The 15,317-nt window shown below is 65.8% G+C and carries 19 protein-coding genes; all 19 read left to right on the plus strand.

The genetic code is table 11. The features are described 5' to 3' along the window. Nucleotides 1–204 precede the first annotated feature (204 nt). The 19 genes from nifE (at nucleotide 205) to clpX (ending at nucleotide 14,748) form a co-directional block, all read left to right on the plus strand. Nucleotides 205–1,611 carry a nitrogenase iron-molybdenum cofactor biosynthesis protein NifE gene (nifE, locus tag E4634_RS03655; RefSeq protein WP_135441256.1) on the plus strand — a complete coding sequence of 469 codons (1,407 nt, stop codon included), beginning with the start codon at nucleotides 205–207 and terminating at the stop codon, nucleotides 1,609–1,611. A 4-nt stretch (nucleotides 1,612–1,615) separates the two neighbouring features. Next, nucleotides 1,616–3,007 carry a nitrogenase iron-molybdenum cofactor biosynthesis protein NifN gene (nifN, locus tag E4634_RS03660; RefSeq protein ID WP_135441257.1) on the plus strand — a complete coding sequence of 464 codons (1,392 nt, stop codon included), beginning with the start codon at nucleotides 1,616–1,618 and terminating at the stop codon, nucleotides 3,005–3,007. Further along, nucleotides 3,007–3,483: a NifB/NifX family molybdenum-iron cluster-binding protein gene (locus E4634_RS03665; RefSeq protein WP_135441258.1), complete on the plus strand. Its 477-nt coding sequence runs from the start codon at nucleotides 3,007–3,009 to the stop codon at nucleotides 3,481–3,483. Before nifN ends, E4634_RS03665 begins: the two co-directional genes overlap by 1 nt. A gap of 51 nt (nucleotides 3,484–3,534) precedes the next feature. Beyond that, complete coding sequence (locus E4634_RS03670; RefSeq protein ID WP_135441259.1) at nucleotides 3,535–4,002, plus strand: NifX-associated nitrogen fixation protein; 468 nt, start codon at nucleotides 3,535–3,537, stop codon at nucleotides 4,000–4,002. 11 nt (nucleotides 4,003–4,013) lie between these two features. Further along, nucleotides 4,014–4,232, plus strand: a complete 219-nt coding sequence (locus E4634_RS03675; RefSeq protein WP_135441260.1) for a CCE_0567 family metalloprotein — start codon at nucleotides 4,014–4,016, stop codon at nucleotides 4,230–4,232. A 77-nt stretch (nucleotides 4,233–4,309) separates the two neighbouring features. Beyond that, nucleotides 4,310–4,612: a ferredoxin III, nif-specific gene (gene fdxB / locus E4634_RS03680; RefSeq protein ID WP_135441261.1), complete on the plus strand. Its 303-nt coding sequence runs from the start codon at nucleotides 4,310–4,312 to the stop codon at nucleotides 4,610–4,612. A 1-nt stretch (nucleotide 4,613) separates the two neighbouring features. Next, entirely contained in the window at nucleotides 4,614–4,937 is a 324-nt protein-coding gene (locus tag E4634_RS03685) for a (2Fe-2S) ferredoxin domain-containing protein (protein WP_135441262.1), read from the plus strand. Continuing rightward, nucleotides 4,934–5,347: a hypothetical protein gene (locus tag E4634_RS03690; protein WP_135441263.1), complete on the plus strand. Its 414-nt coding sequence runs from the start codon at nucleotides 4,934–4,936 to the stop codon at nucleotides 5,345–5,347. The genes E4634_RS03685 and E4634_RS03690 overlap by 4 nt, the downstream gene beginning before the upstream one ends. A 2-nt stretch (nucleotides 5,348–5,349) precedes the next feature. Further along, entirely contained in the window at nucleotides 5,350–6,132 is a 783-nt protein-coding gene (locus tag E4634_RS03695; protein ID WP_206046784.1) for a DUF364 domain-containing protein, read from the plus strand. 418 nt (nucleotides 6,133–6,550) lie between these two features. Next, nucleotides 6,551–6,874 carry a HesB/IscA family protein gene (locus tag E4634_RS03700; protein WP_135441264.1) on the plus strand — a complete coding sequence of 108 codons (324 nt, stop codon included), beginning with the start codon at nucleotides 6,551–6,553 and terminating at the stop codon, nucleotides 6,872–6,874. 56 nt (nucleotides 6,875–6,930) lie between these two features. Continuing rightward, nucleotides 6,931–7,902 (plus strand): Fe-S cluster assembly protein NifU, encoded by a 972-nt coding sequence (gene nifU, locus E4634_RS03705; RefSeq protein WP_135441265.1) that lies wholly within the window; start codon nucleotides 6,931–6,933, stop codon nucleotides 7,900–7,902. A 14-nt stretch (nucleotides 7,903–7,916) separates the two neighbouring features. Next, complete coding sequence (gene nifS / locus E4634_RS03710) at nucleotides 7,917–9,125, plus strand: cysteine desulfurase NifS (protein ID WP_135441266.1); 1,209 nt, start codon at nucleotides 7,917–7,919, stop codon at nucleotides 9,123–9,125. A 17-nt stretch (nucleotides 9,126–9,142) separates the two neighbouring features. Beyond that, a complete protein-coding gene (gene nifV, locus E4634_RS03715) occupies nucleotides 9,143–10,348 on the plus strand; it encodes a homocitrate synthase (protein WP_206046785.1) in 1,206 nt (401 codons plus the stop codon). Next, nucleotides 10,318–11,100: a serine O-acetyltransferase gene (gene cysE, locus E4634_RS03720; protein WP_240725074.1), complete on the plus strand. Its 783-nt coding sequence runs from the start codon at nucleotides 10,318–10,320 to the stop codon at nucleotides 11,098–11,100. The genes nifV and cysE overlap by 31 nt, the downstream gene beginning before the upstream one ends. 57 nt (nucleotides 11,101–11,157) lie before the next feature. Beyond that, nucleotides 11,158–11,691 (plus strand): tetratricopeptide repeat protein, encoded by a 534-nt coding sequence (locus E4634_RS03725; protein ID WP_206046786.1) that lies wholly within the window; start codon nucleotides 11,158–11,160, stop codon nucleotides 11,689–11,691. Nucleotides 11,692–11,717: 26 nt separating this feature from the next. Next, nucleotides 11,718–12,059 (plus strand): nitrogenase-stabilizing/protective protein NifW, encoded by a 342-nt coding sequence (nifW, locus tag E4634_RS03730; protein ID WP_135441267.1) that lies wholly within the window; start codon nucleotides 11,718–11,720, stop codon nucleotides 12,057–12,059. Nucleotides 12,060–12,075: 16 nt separating this feature from the next. Continuing rightward, the gene (locus tag E4634_RS03735; protein ID WP_135441268.1) at nucleotides 12,076–12,525 is read left to right on the plus strand and encodes a nitrogen fixation protein NifZ; all 450 of its coding nucleotides are present in this window, start codon (nucleotides 12,076–12,078) and stop codon (nucleotides 12,523–12,525) included. Next, on the plus strand, nucleotides 12,518–13,414 hold the full coding sequence (gene nifM / locus E4634_RS03740; RefSeq protein ID WP_135441269.1) for a nitrogen fixation protein NifM: 897 nt from the start codon (nucleotides 12,518–12,520) through the stop codon (nucleotides 13,412–13,414). The genes E4634_RS03735 and nifM overlap by 8 nt, the downstream gene beginning before the upstream one ends. After that, the gene (gene clpX, locus E4634_RS03745; RefSeq protein WP_135441270.1) at nucleotides 13,411–14,748 is read left to right on the plus strand and encodes an ATP-dependent Clp protease ATP-binding subunit ClpX; all 1,338 of its coding nucleotides are present in this window, start codon (nucleotides 13,411–13,413) and stop codon (nucleotides 14,746–14,748) included. The genes nifM and clpX overlap by 4 nt, the downstream gene beginning before the upstream one ends. Nucleotides 14,749–15,317 lie beyond the last annotated feature (569 nt).

Here is a 15,317-nt window from a genome sequence, read left to right on the forward strand (position 1 = left end):
CCCGACGCGCCCCGGCAGTGCCAGCCCCGGGCGAGTCGTGACGATTGTCGCGTTTGCTGCAATGCCCCCGCACTGTCGCAACAATGACACCCGACAAAGCACAGAAAACTGAATAAAAACAGAGAGGTAAGTGTATGGCCCGGGTATTGCAACCACCCCGTAAAGGGCGCGCCGTGTGCGCCCGCCAACGATGGGTGCTAGCCGATGAAAGCCAAGGACATCGCCGAACTGCTGGACGAACCGGCCTGCGAGCACAACAAGAAGGAGAAATCCGGTTGTGCCAAGCCCAAGCCGGGGGCTTCCGCGGGTGGCTGTGCCTTCGACGGCGCGCAGATTGCGCTGCTGCCGATCGCCGATGTCGCGCACATCGTGCACGGGCCGATCGCCTGCGCCGGCAGTTCCTGGGATAACCGCGGCACCCGCTCCAGCGGCCCGGACCTGTACCGCATCGGCATGACCACCGACCTCACCGAGCAGGATGTGGTCATGGGGCGCGGCGAGAAGCGCCTGTTCCATTCCATCAAGCAGGCCATCGACGACTACGCGCCGCCGGCGGTGTTCGTCTACAACACCTGCGTACCCGCCCTGGTAGGCGACGACGTCGATGCCGTGTGCAAGGCCGCCGAGGAACGCTGGGGCGTACCGGTTGTCCCGGTGGATGCCGCCGGCTTCTACGGCACCAAGAACCTCGGCAACCGCATTGCCGGCGACGCCATGGTCAAGCACGTGATCGGCACCCGCGACCCGGACCCCCTGCCGCAGGGCAGCGAGCGCGAGGGCATCACCGTGCACGACGTCAACCTGGTCGGCGAGTACAACATCGCCGGCGAGTTCTGGTACGTGCTGCCGCTGCTCGACGAACTGGGCATCCGCGTGCTGTGCACGCTGTCCGGCGACGCGCGCTTTCGCGAGGTGCAGACCATGCACCGCGCCGAGGTGAACATGATGGTGTGCTCCAAGGCCATGCTCAACGTGGCGCGCAAGATGGAGGACACATTCGGCATTCCCTGGTTCGAGGGCAGCTTCTACGGCATCACCGACACCTCCCAGGCGCTGCGCGATTTCGCCCGCCTGATCGGCGACCCGGACCTGAGCGCACGCACCGAGGCGCTGATCGAGCGCGAGGAAGCGCGTATCCGCGCAGCCCTGGAACCCTGGCGGCAGCGCCTGGAGGGCAAGCGTGTGCTGCTCTACACTGGCGGCGTGAAGTCCTGGTCGGTGATCTCCGCGCTGCAGGACCTGGGCATGAAGGTGGTCGCCACCGGCACCAAGAAATCCACCGAGGAAGATAAGGCGCGCATCCGCGAACTGATGGGTGACGACGTCAAGATGCTCGACGAGGGGAACCCGAAAGTGCTGCTGCAGACGGTGGCGGACTACCAGGCGGACATCCTCATCGCCGGCGGGCGCAACATGTATACCGCGCTCAAGGCGCGCATCCCGTTCCTCGATATCAACCAGGAGCGCGAGTTCGGCTACGCCGGCTACGACGGCATGCTGGAACTGGTGCGCCAGCTGGCGCTGACCCTGGAGAGCCCGGTGTGGGAGGCGGTGCGCAAGCCCGCGCCCTGGGCGGCAGGTGCCGGCACGGCACTGACGGCGGAGGGCTGAGACCATGACGGAAATTCTCAAGCGCAAGAAAGCCCTGTCGGTCAGCCCGCTGAAAACCAGCCAGACGGTGGGCGCGGCGCTCGCCTTCCTCGGCGTCAACCGCGCCATGCCGCTGATGCACGGTTCGCAGGGCTGCACCGCCTTCGCCAAGGTGTTTTTTGTGCGGCACTTTCGCGAGCCGATTCCGCTGCAGACCACGGCCATGGACCAGGTCAGCTCGGTGATGGGCGCCGACGACAATATCGTCGAGGCCCTGCGCACCATCAGCGACAAGAACAAGCCGGCGATTATCGGCCTGGTCACCACGGGACTCGCCGAGACCCAGGGCGCGGACATTCGCCGCGCCGTCTACGAGTTTCGCACGGCACACCCGGAATTCGACGAGGTCGCCGTGGTCGCGGTCAACACCCCGGACTTCAGCGGCAGCTTCGAGAGCGGCTACGCGCTGGCGGTGCGCGGCATCATCGAGGCCCTGGTACCGGAAGACAGCAGCCGGGTTGGCCTGCGCCAGCGCCAGGTCAACGTGCTGTGCGGCGCCAACCTGACCCCGGGCGACATCGAGTTCGTGACTGAAAGTATCGAGAGCTTCGGCCTGCGCGCACTGCTCATCCCGGACCTGTCCGGTTCCCTCGACGGTCACCTCGAGGAGAACGAGTACAACGCACTGACCACCGGCGGTGTGGCCGTGGATGATATCGCCACCGCCGGCGAGAGCATCGCCACCCTGGCCGTTGGCGAGAGTATGCACAATGCCGCCGGCGTGCTGGAAAAGCGCAGCGGCGTGCCCAGCCACCTGTTCGGCCACCTGATGGGGCTGGAGGAAGTGGACGACTGGTTCATGGCCCTGGCCGAGATCAGCGGCAACCCGGTGCCGCAGCGCTGGCAGAAGCAGCGCCGCCAGCTGCAGGACGCGATGCTGGATACCCATTTCATGATCGGCCACTCGCGGGTGGCGATCGCCGCGGACCCGGACCTGCTGGTCGGCTTCAACCGCCTGGTGGCGGGCATGGGCGCCGAGACCGTCGCCGCGGTGGTGCCGGCCAAGGGGCCGGGCCTGCTCAACAGCGGCCTGGAGCAGGTGCAGGTGGGCGACCTCGAGGATCTCGAGAAGCTGGCCAACGAGCGCGCCGCGCAACTGCTGCTGGCCAACAGCCACGGCGTGGAGAGCGCCGCGCGCCTGGGCGTGCCCATCCTGCGTGTGGGCTTTCCACAGTACGACCTGGTCGGCGGCTTCCAGCGCTGCTGGTTCGGCTACCGCGGCTCGGCGCAGGCGCTGTTCGACCTCGCCAACCTGGTCATGAGCCACCACCAGGAGACCTCGCCGTACTACTCCATCTACGCCCAGAAGCCGGGCGAGGGCGCTGTGCTGATGCCCGCCAGCCAGTGGAGGCACTGATGAGCGAGGTGACCCGGCAACTGCGCGTACTGGACGACAGCGAAGACCGGCAGCTGCTCAAGGTGGCTTTCGCCACCTCCGACCGCCAGGTGGTGAACCAGCATTTCGGTTCGGCGCGCTCCTTTGCCATCTACGGCGTGGGCCTGGACGAGGCGCGCCTGCTCACGGTCACCGAATTCGGCGACCTGGCCCAGGACGGCAACGAGGACAAGCTGGCGATCAAGCTGGAAACGCTGCAGGAATGCATCGCCGTGTACTGTCGCGCCTGCGGTGCCTCCGCGGTACGCCAGCTGCTGGCGCTCGGTGTGCAGCCGGTGAAGGTCAGCGAGGGCGCCCAGATCGCGCCGTTGATCGCGGCCCTGCAGCAGGAATTGAAAGAGGGACCGTCGAGCTGGCTGGCCAAGGCGATCAAACGCAACCAGGTCGCCGACGACAATCGATTCGACGCCATGGAGTCCGAGGGCTGGCTGGACTAGTCCCGCCCGCGGCCAACACGAACCAACCGTATACAGAGTATCGAGGTGCATATGAGCGAAGCAGTTTTGCAGGAAAGCGACGACCTGATCGGCCACCCGGCAGTGCGTCAGATCGTCACCCAGTTACGCGCACTGGACAGCTACGGGACCTACGACACCTGGCCCGACTTCAAGGTGCTGGACCCGATGATCCTGACCAAGGAACGCCGCCGCGAAATCCCCGTTGTCGGCGACCCGGACGAGACCACCATCTCGCGCCTGAAGGCCTACTACAACGCGATCGCCGCGGGCATCGAGCGCGAGGTCGAACTGATGGCGGTGCCGGTGGTGAACCTGTCACACGAAGGCTTTGGCAAGGGCCTGATCCTGGTCGGCCGCCTGGTGGTGCTCAACCGCACCCTGCGCGATGTGCACCGCTTCGGTTTCGACTCGCTGGAGAAGCTGGTCGAGGACATGGAAAAGCAGGTCGCCCAGGCGGTTGCACTGGTCAACGCCCACCGCGACGTGGCGGAAATGTAGGAGGCACGCAGATGAACGACGAGGAAATCAAGGCGCTGAAAAAAGAAGTCAGCACCAAGAAACGTATCGCCATGGACTTCGCCTCCCAGGTGCACGACCTGGTCGAGGACCGCTTGCTGAGCGATTACGGACAACTGCCAACCCTGGCCCAGCAGACCGTCGCCGCGTGCGAGGAATGGGCTGAAACCAATGCGCGCTACAAGGCGGAAAGCGCCCGAGAGCACGCCTGAAACTGCGCGTGAAATAGCGCGCAGGCCCGGCGCCGCAGCAGCGGCGCCCGAGGGCAACCAAGCGGAGGTATGCACAGATGAGTGAAGCGGTAATTGTGGGACGCACTCGCGGTGGCGAGGAGTGGACCCCGGAGTTTGTGGTCGCGCTGGACGCCGGCCGTTGTATCGGTTGCGGCCGCTGCTACAAGGTGTGTCCCCGCGACGTGTTCGAGTTGACCGAGCGCACCGAAATGGTCGATGACGACGACGATTTCTACGATGACGACGACGAGATGATGGTCATGACCATCAAGGACGCGCTCGATTGCATCGGCTGCATGTCCTGCTCGCGGGTCTGCCCCAAGCAGTGCCATACGCACGAAGCGTTGGCGGGCGCCTGAGATGAGCCGGCCCGAGTACCACGTCTTTGTCTGTTCGCAGCAGCGCCCCGCGGGACATCCGCGCAGCAGTTGCGGCGAGAAGGGCGCCAGTGCGCTGATGCCGGTGCTGTCGCAGAGCGTGATGGCGCGCAACCTGTTGCGCAAGGTGTCCATCGTACCCACCGCCTGCCTCGGCCCGTGCAGTGAAGGCGCCAATCTGCTGGTGTTCCCCGGCGCCTACCTGTACAGCGGTGTGCAACCACAGGACGTGGAGATGATCGTCGAGCGCCATCTCGCCGGCGGTGAGCCGGTGACCGAGAAACTGGCGCCGGAGTCGGCCTGGTGAGCGCTGTGAACGGGGCGGCCCCCACGCAACAGGTGTATGCCGACGCCCTGCGCGAGCGCATGGAACTCGAGCGCCCGACGATCGCCGCACTGCGCAGCACCCTGGTCGGCGAGATGCAGCGCTTCGGCTTCGACGACCTCGCCGAAGCGCTCGGCGAACGCCTGGTCAACCCGGAACTGCGCAAGGACAGCTTCGACGGCAGCGTCTCCCTGTTCGCGGAATGGCGCACGCCCTCGGGCGCGCTGCTCGGCTACCTGCTGATTCACGGCGGTGGCCAGGTCTACGCGGAGTTCGACGTGCTGCGCCCGCACCCCTCGCGCGCGCAGTGGGTTATCGAGGCGATGACCGCCTGGGGCCAGGCCGACAACATCAAGGCGGAGCCGCGCCTGCTGCCCGCACTGGGCGACTGAACGTGGCGGGCGCACCCGCACCCGAACTCTATTCCCTGCTGCAGCAGCGCGCCGCCAGCGACGCTCGGGTGGCGCGCGTGCTATTCGGCCTTAGCTGGACGGTGGTGGAACTCGACAACGGTGCCTGCGGCCTGTGCTTCAGTCCCACCGGCGCGCCGCGCGATATCCCCTGGGCCGGTGAGCTCGCCGGTCGCCCGGTGTCCGCAATGCTCGACTGGCTGCGCAGCGATCATCCCTGCGAGATGGCCGCCGCGGTGGCCAGTGTCAACGCGGTGCTCAATTTCGAGAGTTTTTCAGAACGTGTTTCCGGCGCCTCCACCCCGACGCGGCTGCTCTGCGACGCGGCGCCGCACCTGGCCGTGTTCGAACACTTCGCCGACCAGCTGGCCGGCGCGCGCGTGGCGATCGTCGGCCGCTACCCGGGTATGCAGCGTTTCGCGGGCCGGTTCGACTACCAGTGCATCGAGCGCCGACCCGGCCCCGGGGACCTGCCCGAGGACGCCGCCGCCAGCGTGTTGCCGGCCTCGGACTGGGTGTTCGTCACCGCCAGCAGCATCGCCAACGGCACCGCGCCGCAACTGCTGGAGCTGGCGCGCGCTGCACGCGTCGTACTCATGGGCCCGAGCCTGGCCTGGATGCCCGACTGGGCACGCTTCGGCGTGGACTACCTGGCCGGTGTGCAGGTGCGCGACGCCAGCGCCCTGCGGCAGATCGTCGCCGAGGCCGGCGGTACGCGTATTTTCCGCGACGCCCTGGCCTACCAGTTGGTCCGCGTTACCGGCTGATTGCCGACAATCTCGCCGACGCTGGCGGCCGCTCTCGCTCAACTTCTGTTTCTCATCCCGTCCTCACCAGCCCGGTCCTGACACACGCGGTTCCCGCACTCACAGCCCTCGCACACCCTGTCCACTGGAACACTCGGCCCACGGGAACACACTGCCACCTGGTGCGAAACACGACGCTGATCTGGTTTGTAGCGCTTTGTCGCAAGTGCCCCCAAGGCCCTGCACACAGCGCGTGTCGCAAGTGCGACAAAGCCCTCGACAGGGACCCTCCCAAGTGTATTTTGCGACAGCCCAAAACGCCTGGCTCATAGTTGTAAGTTGCTGAATATAAACACAATAAAATTGATTTCAGCCGCTGGCACAGGCATTGCAACTCCCCTGTTACCAACCAGTTTTCCACCTCGAGGGAGCGACCACCATGCTTACATTGACCGACAGCGCCGTCAGCGCCGTACAGCGTTTCATCGATTCCGCCGACAAGCCCATCGCCGGCCTGCGCATCAAGGTCGAGGGCGGCGGTTGCTCCGGCCTGCAATACGGCATGCGCCTGGAAGAGAACGTGGCCGAGGACGACTCGGTACTCGACTTCACCGGCGTCAAGGTGCTGGTGGACGGTGACAGTGCCGGCCTGCTCGACGGTGTCACCGTCGACTTCATCGACGGCCTGGAAGGCACCGGTTTCAAATTCGAAAACCCCAACGCCTCAGGCAGCTGCGGCTGCGGCAAATCATTCACCTGCTGATCCGCTAGACCCGGTATCGGTACAACCAACAGTCACGCGCCAGGAGATCTGCAATCATGTGGGATTACTCGGAAACGGTTAAGGAACACTTTTACAACCCCAAGAACGCCGGCGCGGTCGAGCAGGCCAATGCCGTCGGTGATGTCGGTTCGATCAGCTGCGGCGATGCCCTGCGCCTGACCCTGAAGGTGGACCCGGAAAACGAAGTCATCCTCGACGCCGGTTTCCAGACCTTCGGTTGTGGTTCCGCCATCGCGTCATCTTCCGCACTGACCGAGATGGTCAAGGGCAAGACCCTGGACGAGGCGCTGACCATCACCAACCAGGACATCGCTGACTTCCTCGACGGCCTGCCCCCGGAAAAAATGCACTGCTCGGTAATGGGCCGCGAAGCCCTGCAGGCGGCGGTCGCCAACTACCGCGGCGAGGAGTGGGTCGACGATCACGAAGAGGGCGCACTGATCTGCAAGTGCTTCGCCATCGACGACGTGATGATCCGCGAGACCATCCGCGAGAACAGCCTGTCCAGCGTCGAGGACGTCACCAACTACACCAAGGCGGGCGGCGGCTGCTCCTCCTGCCACGAGGGCATCGAGAACATCCTGATCGAGGAACTCGCCGCCCGCGGTGAAGTGTTCGTCGCCGCGCACGCCAAGGGCAAGAAGAAGGCACCGAAGAAGCAGGAGGCGCTGGTGTCCCTGGAGATGCCGGTCGCCGAGCCCGCTGCCGCCGAACCCGCCCCCGCGGCGCCCGCCGGCATGTCCGCCTTCCAGCGCATCAAGAAGATCGAGGCGGTGATCGAGGAGATCCGTCCCAACCTGCAGGCCGACCGCGGCGATTGCGAACTGCTCGACGTCGACGGCAAGAACATCTATGTCAGCCTGGTCGGCGCCTGCAGTGGCTGCCAGATGGCGGCGATGACTGTCGGCGGCATCCAGCAAAAAATGATCGAGGCCCTTGGCGAGTTCGTCAAGGTCATCCCCGTCGACAAGGCCAAGGCGGCCGCCCAGCAGCAGGCCCTGGCCTGAGGGAGGAGAGATCCATGTCTGATATCTACCTGGACAACAACGCAACCACCCAGTGCGACCCGCTGGTCGTCGAGGCCATGCTGCCTTACTTCAGCGAGCAGTTCGGCAACCCCTCGTCCCTGCACAGCTTCGGCAACAAGGTCGGTTTCGCCCTGAAAAAAGCGCGCAAAAGCGTGCAGAAGCTGCTCGGCGCGGAGCACGAGTCCGAGATCATCTTCACCTCCTGCGGCTCCGAATCCGACTCCACCGCGATCATGTCAGCGCTGCGGGCGCAGCCGGAGCGGCGCACCATCATCACCACCGTGGTCGAGCACCCGGCGGTACTGAACCTGTGCGAGCACCTGGAAGGCGAGGGCTACACCGTGCATCGCCTGGGCGTGGACGCCAAGGGCCGCCTGGACCTGGAAGAGTACAAGTCACTGCTCAGCGACGACGTCGCCGTGGTCAGCGTGATGTGGGCCAACAACGAAACCGGCACCATTTTCCCGATCATGGAAATGGCGACCATGGCCGACGAGGCCGGCGTCATGTTTCACACCGACGCAGTGCAGGCGGTAGGCAAGATCCCGATCGAGCTGGAGGACAGCCCGATCCACATGCTGTCGCTGTCCGGCCACAAGCTGCACGCGCCCAAGGGCGTCGGCGTGCTGTACCTGAAGCGCGGCACGCGCTTCCGCCCGCTGCTGCGCGGCGGCCACCAGGAACGCGGCCGCCGGGCCGGCACCGAGAACGTCACCGCGATCATCGGCCTCGGCGTTGCAGCCGAACTGGCCATGGCCAACATGGCCCACGAGAACACCGAGGTGAAAGCCCTGCGCGACCGCCTGCAGGAAGGCATTCTGGCCGCGGTTCCCAACGCCTTCGTCACCGGCGACCCGGACAACCGCCTGCCCAACACCCTGAATATCGCGTTCGAGTACATCGAGGGCGAGGCCATCCTGCTGCTGCTCAACAAGGTGGGCATCGCCGCCTCCAGCGGTTCCGCCTGCACCTCCGGCTCGCTGGAACCCTCCCACGTAATGAAGGCCATGGGCATTCCCTACACCGCCGCCCACGGCACCGTGCGCTTTTCCCTGTCGCGCTACAACACCGCCGAGGAAGTGGAGCGGGTGATCGAGTCGGTACCCCCGATCGTCGCCCAGCTGCGCAAGCTCTCTCCCTACTGGGGCGAGAACGGCCCGGTGGAAAATCCCGACCAGGCCTTCGCGCCGGTCTACGCCTGAGGGTCAGGGACGCTATCGTGAACCAGTCGCGGCCAGCAGTGATCATCGACGACACCACCCTGCGCGATGGTGAGCAGAGTTCCGGCGTCGCGTTCAGCGCCGAGGAAAAACTGCAGATCGCACGGCAGCTGGCGGCGATTGGCGTCCCTGAACTGGAGATCGGCATTCCCGCCATGGGCGATGAGGAGCGCGAGGTGATGCGCGCCATCACCGGGCTCGGCCTGCCGCTCTCTACCCTGGCCTGGTGTCGCATGCACGAGGCGGATCTCGCCGCGGCGGCGGGCACTGGCGTGGACATGGTCGACCTGTCGATCTCGGTTTCCGACCAGCAGATCGAACACAAGCTGCGCCGCGACCGGCGCTGGGTGCTGCGCCAGGTCGACACCATGGTGCGCCGCGCCGTCGCGCAAGGCTACGCCGTGTGTGTCGGCTGCGAGGACGCCTCGCGTGCCGACCTGGACTTCCTGGTCCGCGTCGGCGAGACCGCCGCGAACGCCGGCGCACGACGCCTGCGCTTCGCCGATACCGTGGGCATTCTCGAACCCTCCGCCGTGCAGCGCGCCTTCGGCCGGCTGCGCGCGGCGCTGGATCTCGAGCTGGAAATGCACGCCCACGACGACTTCGGCCTGGCCACCGCCAATACCCTGGCGGCGGTCGCCGCCGGTGCCACGCACATCAATACCACGGTGAACGGTCTCGGCGAACGCGCCGGCAACGCACCGCTGGAAGAGTGCGCGCTGGCGCTCAAGCACCTGCACGGCATCGATACCGGCATCGACACCCGCGGCCTGCCCGCGCTGTCGCGGCTGGTGGAAGAGGCCTCGGGCCGCGCCGTGGCCTGGCAGAAAAGCATTGTCGGCGCCGGCGTGTTCACCCACGAGGCGGGTATTCACGTCGATGGCCTGCTCAAGGATAGCCGCAACTACCAGGGGCTGGACCCGCTGGAAGTGGGCAAGCAGCACCAGCTGGTGCTGGGCAAGCACTCCGGCGGCCGCATGCTGCGCGAGGCCTACCGCGAACTGAATATCGAATTACTCGACTGGCAGGTGCCGGCGCTGTTGTCCCAGGTGCGTGTCCTGGTGACCGCGACCAAGCGCAGCCCACTGCCGGATGAACTCATGGACCTGTACATGGCCATCGACGCCCTCGCCAGCGAGGCGGCGGTGGATGCGCCAGGCTTGGGAGGTTTCGCATGTCACACAGCACAGCCGATAGCACTCTGATCGAGGAACAACCGCGCATGGGCCTGTGGCGCCAGTGGCGCGACGACATCGCCTGCGTGTTCGAGCGCGACCCCGCGGCGCGCACTTCCCTCGAAGTCCTGGCCACCTATCCCGGCGTGCACGCGGTGATGATGCACCGCCTCAGCCACCGCCTGTGGCAGCGCGGCTGGCGCTTCGCCGCGCGCTGGCTGTCGGCCATCGGTCGCTTCATCAGCAACGTGGACATCCACCCCGGCGCACAGATTGGCGCGCGCTTCTTCATCGACCACGGCGCCTGCGTGGTGATCGGCGAGACTGCCATCATCGGCGACAACGTCACCCTCTACCACGGCGTGACCCTCGGCGGCACCAGTTGGAACAAGGGCAAGCGCCATCCCACGCTGGAGGACGGCGTGCTGGTCGGCGCCGGCGCCAAGATCCTCGGCAACATCGTGGTCGGCCGCAATGCCCGCGTCGGCGCCAACTCGGTGGTAGTCGATGCGGTCCCCGCCGGCTGCACGGTGGTGGGTATTCCCGGCAAGGTAGTGAAGGTGCGCAGCGCCGGTACCCCCAACCCCTACGGCGTGGACCTGGATCACCACCTGATTCCGGACCCGGTGTCCAAGGTTATCGCCTGCCTGCTGGACCGCATCGATGCACTGGAAATCCAGGTGCAGGGTGCGCGCGAGGTGATTGCCGCGGAACTGGACTGCGATCCGGACAACGAGATTTGTGAACACGATTGCACCCGCGGCATGGCGGTCAATCACTAGGCCTTTCAGCTAACGCGGATTACCAGGCGAACGCCAGCGAGGAACGGGAGAACGTCTATGGACCTGCAGGATTTCGAAGCCCAGTCGCTGTACTTCGACCGACCCATGGCGGCGGAAGTGGAAACGCTGCTGCAGGAGGCCTCCGAGGTCTACGCCGAGGGCCGCGCCGAACCGCTGCTGCTCAAGGCCTACGCCCTGGACCCGGGCAACCTCAGCGTGCTGGTCGCGTTGTACCGGTTTTACTACTACCAGCACCGCTACGCCGACGCCATCGATATTGCCGACCAGGTGATGCGCGAAGTGGCGCCGATGATCGATTTCCCCGGGCACTGGACCGAGATTTCCGGCGCCAACCTGGCCAACGGCCTGATGAAGTCCTTCACCCAGGTGCGCTTCTACCTGCTGGCGCTCAAGGGCGCCGCCTACCTGCACCTGCGCCGCGGCGAGATCGAGCAGGGTGTGCGCATGCTCAACAAGGTTATCGAACTGGACAGCCGGGACCGTCTCGGCGCCGGTGCCCTGCTGCGCGCCATGGGACCGGCCGCGATCTCCGCAGGGCCCGTGGCGAAGGTCGAGGCCTGCGCGGTCTGAACCCATCAACTGAACGAGGTGACACCATGAACGACGATACGCTGGAACTGGAAGACGCCCTGGAAGAACTCAGCTCGGCGGAGGATTTCCTGCTCTACTTCGGGGTCGAGTTCGAACCGTCGGTAGTGCAGGTCAATCGCCTGCACATCATGCAGCGCTTCCACGACTACCTCGGCCAGAGCGAGACCAGCCTGGAGGAGTACACCGGCAACGAGGAGGCCATGCGCGCCGCCTACGCCGCGCTCCTGCAGCGCGCCTACCAGGATTTCGTCGACTCCGATGCGCTGACGGAAAAAGTGTTCAAGGTATTCAAGATGCAGGGCCCGCAGACCACGTTTGTCTCCGCGGATTCCCTGCTGCAGGGCTGAGGCCCGGGAGAGCGCCATGCAGCCCCGATTCGAATACGGCGAGGAAGTCCGCCTGGTCCGCAACGTACGCAACGACGGTACCTACCCGGGTATGGACGTGGGCGCACTGCTGATCAAGCGCGGCGCCGTGGGCTGCGTCTACGATGTGGGCACCTACCTGCAGGACCAGTTGATCTACCGCGTGCATTTCATCGGCGAGGGCCGCACCGTGGGCTGTCGCGAGGAAGAACTGATCCCGGTGGATGCCGAGTGGATCCAGAACCGCTTCGAGTTTCGCGACAAGGTGCGTGCCGCCGCGTCGCTGGCCATCGACGGCGAGGTGATTGTCGCCGCCGGCGACGAGGGCGAGGTGCAGAAAGTGCTGCGCGAACCCGGCCGCATTTTCTATCACGCGCGCTTCGGCGAGCGCACGTTCCTGGTACCCGAGCAGTCGCTGCTCGCACTGGAGGAAGAGCAAGATGCCTGAGCTGAACAGCGAACCCCAGCGCGCCAGCGTCAACTATCGCCTGCTGCGCATCGCCACCGAGCGTTTCGAGCGACCGCCGGCTGCCCTGGAAGAAGCGCAGTATGTCGAGGTGCGCAACATCGCCGCCCGCGAATACCTGATCGAACAGGCGGTGCTTTCGGCACCGGAAGCGGCGGATATCGTGATACCCGAATCGCAGCTGGACCACGCCGTGGAACAGATTCGCGCGCGCTACGGCGATGACGAGGCGTTCCAGGCGGAATTGCAAAGCAACGGCCTGGGCGTGCGTGAACTGCGCCTGGCCCTGGAGCGCGAGTTGCGCGTGGAGGCCGTACTGGCGAAAGTCGGCGCGCGTGCACCGCAGGTCGAGGATACCGAGGTCAATCTTTTTTACTACATGAACCGCGACCGTTTCCGCCGCCCGGAAACACGGGTGGCGCGGCACATCCTGGTGACTGTGAACCCGGAGTTTGTCGAGAACACGCGCGAGGAGGCGGGCCGCCGCATCGAGCAGATCCGCCGCCGCGTGCTCAAGAACCCGGCGCGCTTCAGCGAGCAGGCGAGCAAGCACTCCGAGTGCCCGACCTCACTGCAGGGCGGCCTGCTCGGCGAGGTGCAGCGCGACAACCTGTACCCGGAACTGGATGCCGTGTTGTTCGGGATGCGCGAGGGGCAGGTGAGCGAGGTGATCGAATCCCCCGTGGGCCTGCACGTGCTGTTGTGCGAGAAGATCCGTCCCGCCGGCCCCGTCCCGCTGCGCGAGGTGGCCGGCCGCCTGCGCGAGCAGATGCAGGAAAAGCAGAGCTCGCGCTTCGTTAAACGCTGGATACAGCAGGCCCTGGACGCGCCGGCACAGGCGCCCGTCGACCGGGCCAGGGAGTTAGCATGAGCGAAGCCGAACCCGTAAAGAGCGAACCGCTGTCCTGTTCCTTCTGCGGCGTGGAGAAATCCGCGAGTGTACCGCTGATCGCCGGCAACAACGGCCACATCTGTGAGCAGTGCGTGAAGCTCGCCCACCAGGTGGTGAGCAGTTGGGGGCGCAAGGCCGTACTGGTGCGCCCGGAGCTGAAGGCGCCCGCCGAGATCAAGGCACACCTCGACAAGTACATCATCGGCCAGGAGGACGCCAAGCGCATTCTCTCGGTGGCCCTGTACAACCACTACCTGCGCCTCAACCACCAGCACGAGGAACTGCCGGACTTCAACGCCGGCCATCCCGAGCGCGAATCGGTAGAGGTGGAAAAATCCAACGTGTTGATGACCGGTCCCTCCGGCGCGGGCAAGACCCTGCTGGTGAAGACCCTGTCACGCATCATCGGCGTGCCCTTCGTGATCGGCGACGCCACCTCACTGACCCAGGCTGGTTACGTTGGCCAGGACGTGGAGAGCCTGCTCAAGCGGCTGCTCGAGGCCGCGGACTGGGATACACGCCAGGCTGAGTGGGGCATCGTCTACATCGACGAGATCGACAAGATCGCCCGTCGCGGCGAAGGCGGCACCGCGGTGCGTGACATCTCCGGGGAGGGCGTGCAGCAGGCCCTGCTGAAGATGATCGAGGGTAGCGAGGTACGCGTCACCCGGCCGGGGCAGCGCGAGGGCCACGGCGAGGAAATCCAGCTCAACACCCAGAACATCCTGTTTATCGTCGGCGGCGCCTTCCCCGGCCTCGTCGAACTGGTGAGCAAGCGGCTGCAGCCGAGCGATGCCGGCATCGGCTTCAACGCGCCCCTGCGCGAGGAGTGCAGCTTCGACAACAACGAACTGCTCGCCGCCCTGCACCCGGAAGATCTGCAGCGCTTCGGCCTCATCCCGGAGTTCATCGGCCGTTTCCCGGTCGTCACCTTCCTGCAGGAGCTGGATGTCGAAGCGCTCAAGCGCATCCTCGTCGAACCGCGCAATGCACTGGTCAAGCAGTACCGCCGCCTGTTCTCCTACCAGGGCGTGGAACTCGAGTTCAGCGACGCCGCAATCTCCCACGTCGCCGAACAGGCCGTTGAACGCGGCACCGGCGCCCGTGGCCTGCGTGCACTGCTCGAAAGCGCCCTGTGCCAGACGATGTTCGAGCTGCCCTCGCTGCAGCTCGCCGCCTGTCGCGTCGAGCTGGTCGAGGAGGAGGGCGCCGAACCGCGCCTGGCGGTCGAACGGGTCATGTCCACTGCTTCGGTCGATGAGGATACTCAATCCACGCCTGCGGCTGCGGCTGCGGCTTCGGTTTCGTCCTGAGCTGCGTCGGTCTGTGTCGCGGGTACATGCCCCTTCTCGCGAGATACCGGACGCTCGGGTGACGGGCTCTACCCGGCGGCCGGCCAGCGGCGGGTGCCTTCGCTGAACGGACTGGCGCCCCTCCGGGGTGCCCTCAGTCGGTCGCGAGCCTGAAAGCGCTTCGCTGTCTCGCTCCACTCCCTCGGCGCCATCCTGATTGTTCCGCGAAAGCACCCGCCACTGGCCGGCCTTGTATCGGGTTGGCTGGTGAGGTCGAGGATTTGATCGTGGGTGATGTCTGTTGTGCCTGCCAGCGAGGTGTCCGGTGCTGGCAGGCCGTCGGGTAGCCTCCTGGATGCGCGCCTGCTTGATACCCGAAGCCCGAAGCCCGAAGAACGCCAAACAAAAAACGCCGACGTCACGCCGGCGTTTTTCAAGAAAATCCGCCAGGGTAGTCTCCAGTGGAGATCAACTCGTCTTGGCGTGCCCTTGCGGCAGGCCGAAGTCATCGGCGATCAGCGCCAGCCAGCTATCCAGGCGCGCCTCTGTGAGGCCTGACTGGTTGTCCAGGTCCAGGCCGAGCCTGCGGC

It is taken from the genome of Mangrovimicrobium sediminis (assembly GCF_004745945.1).
GTDB lineage: Bacteria > Pseudomonadota > Gammaproteobacteria > Pseudomonadales > Halieaceae > Mangrovimicrobium > Mangrovimicrobium sediminis.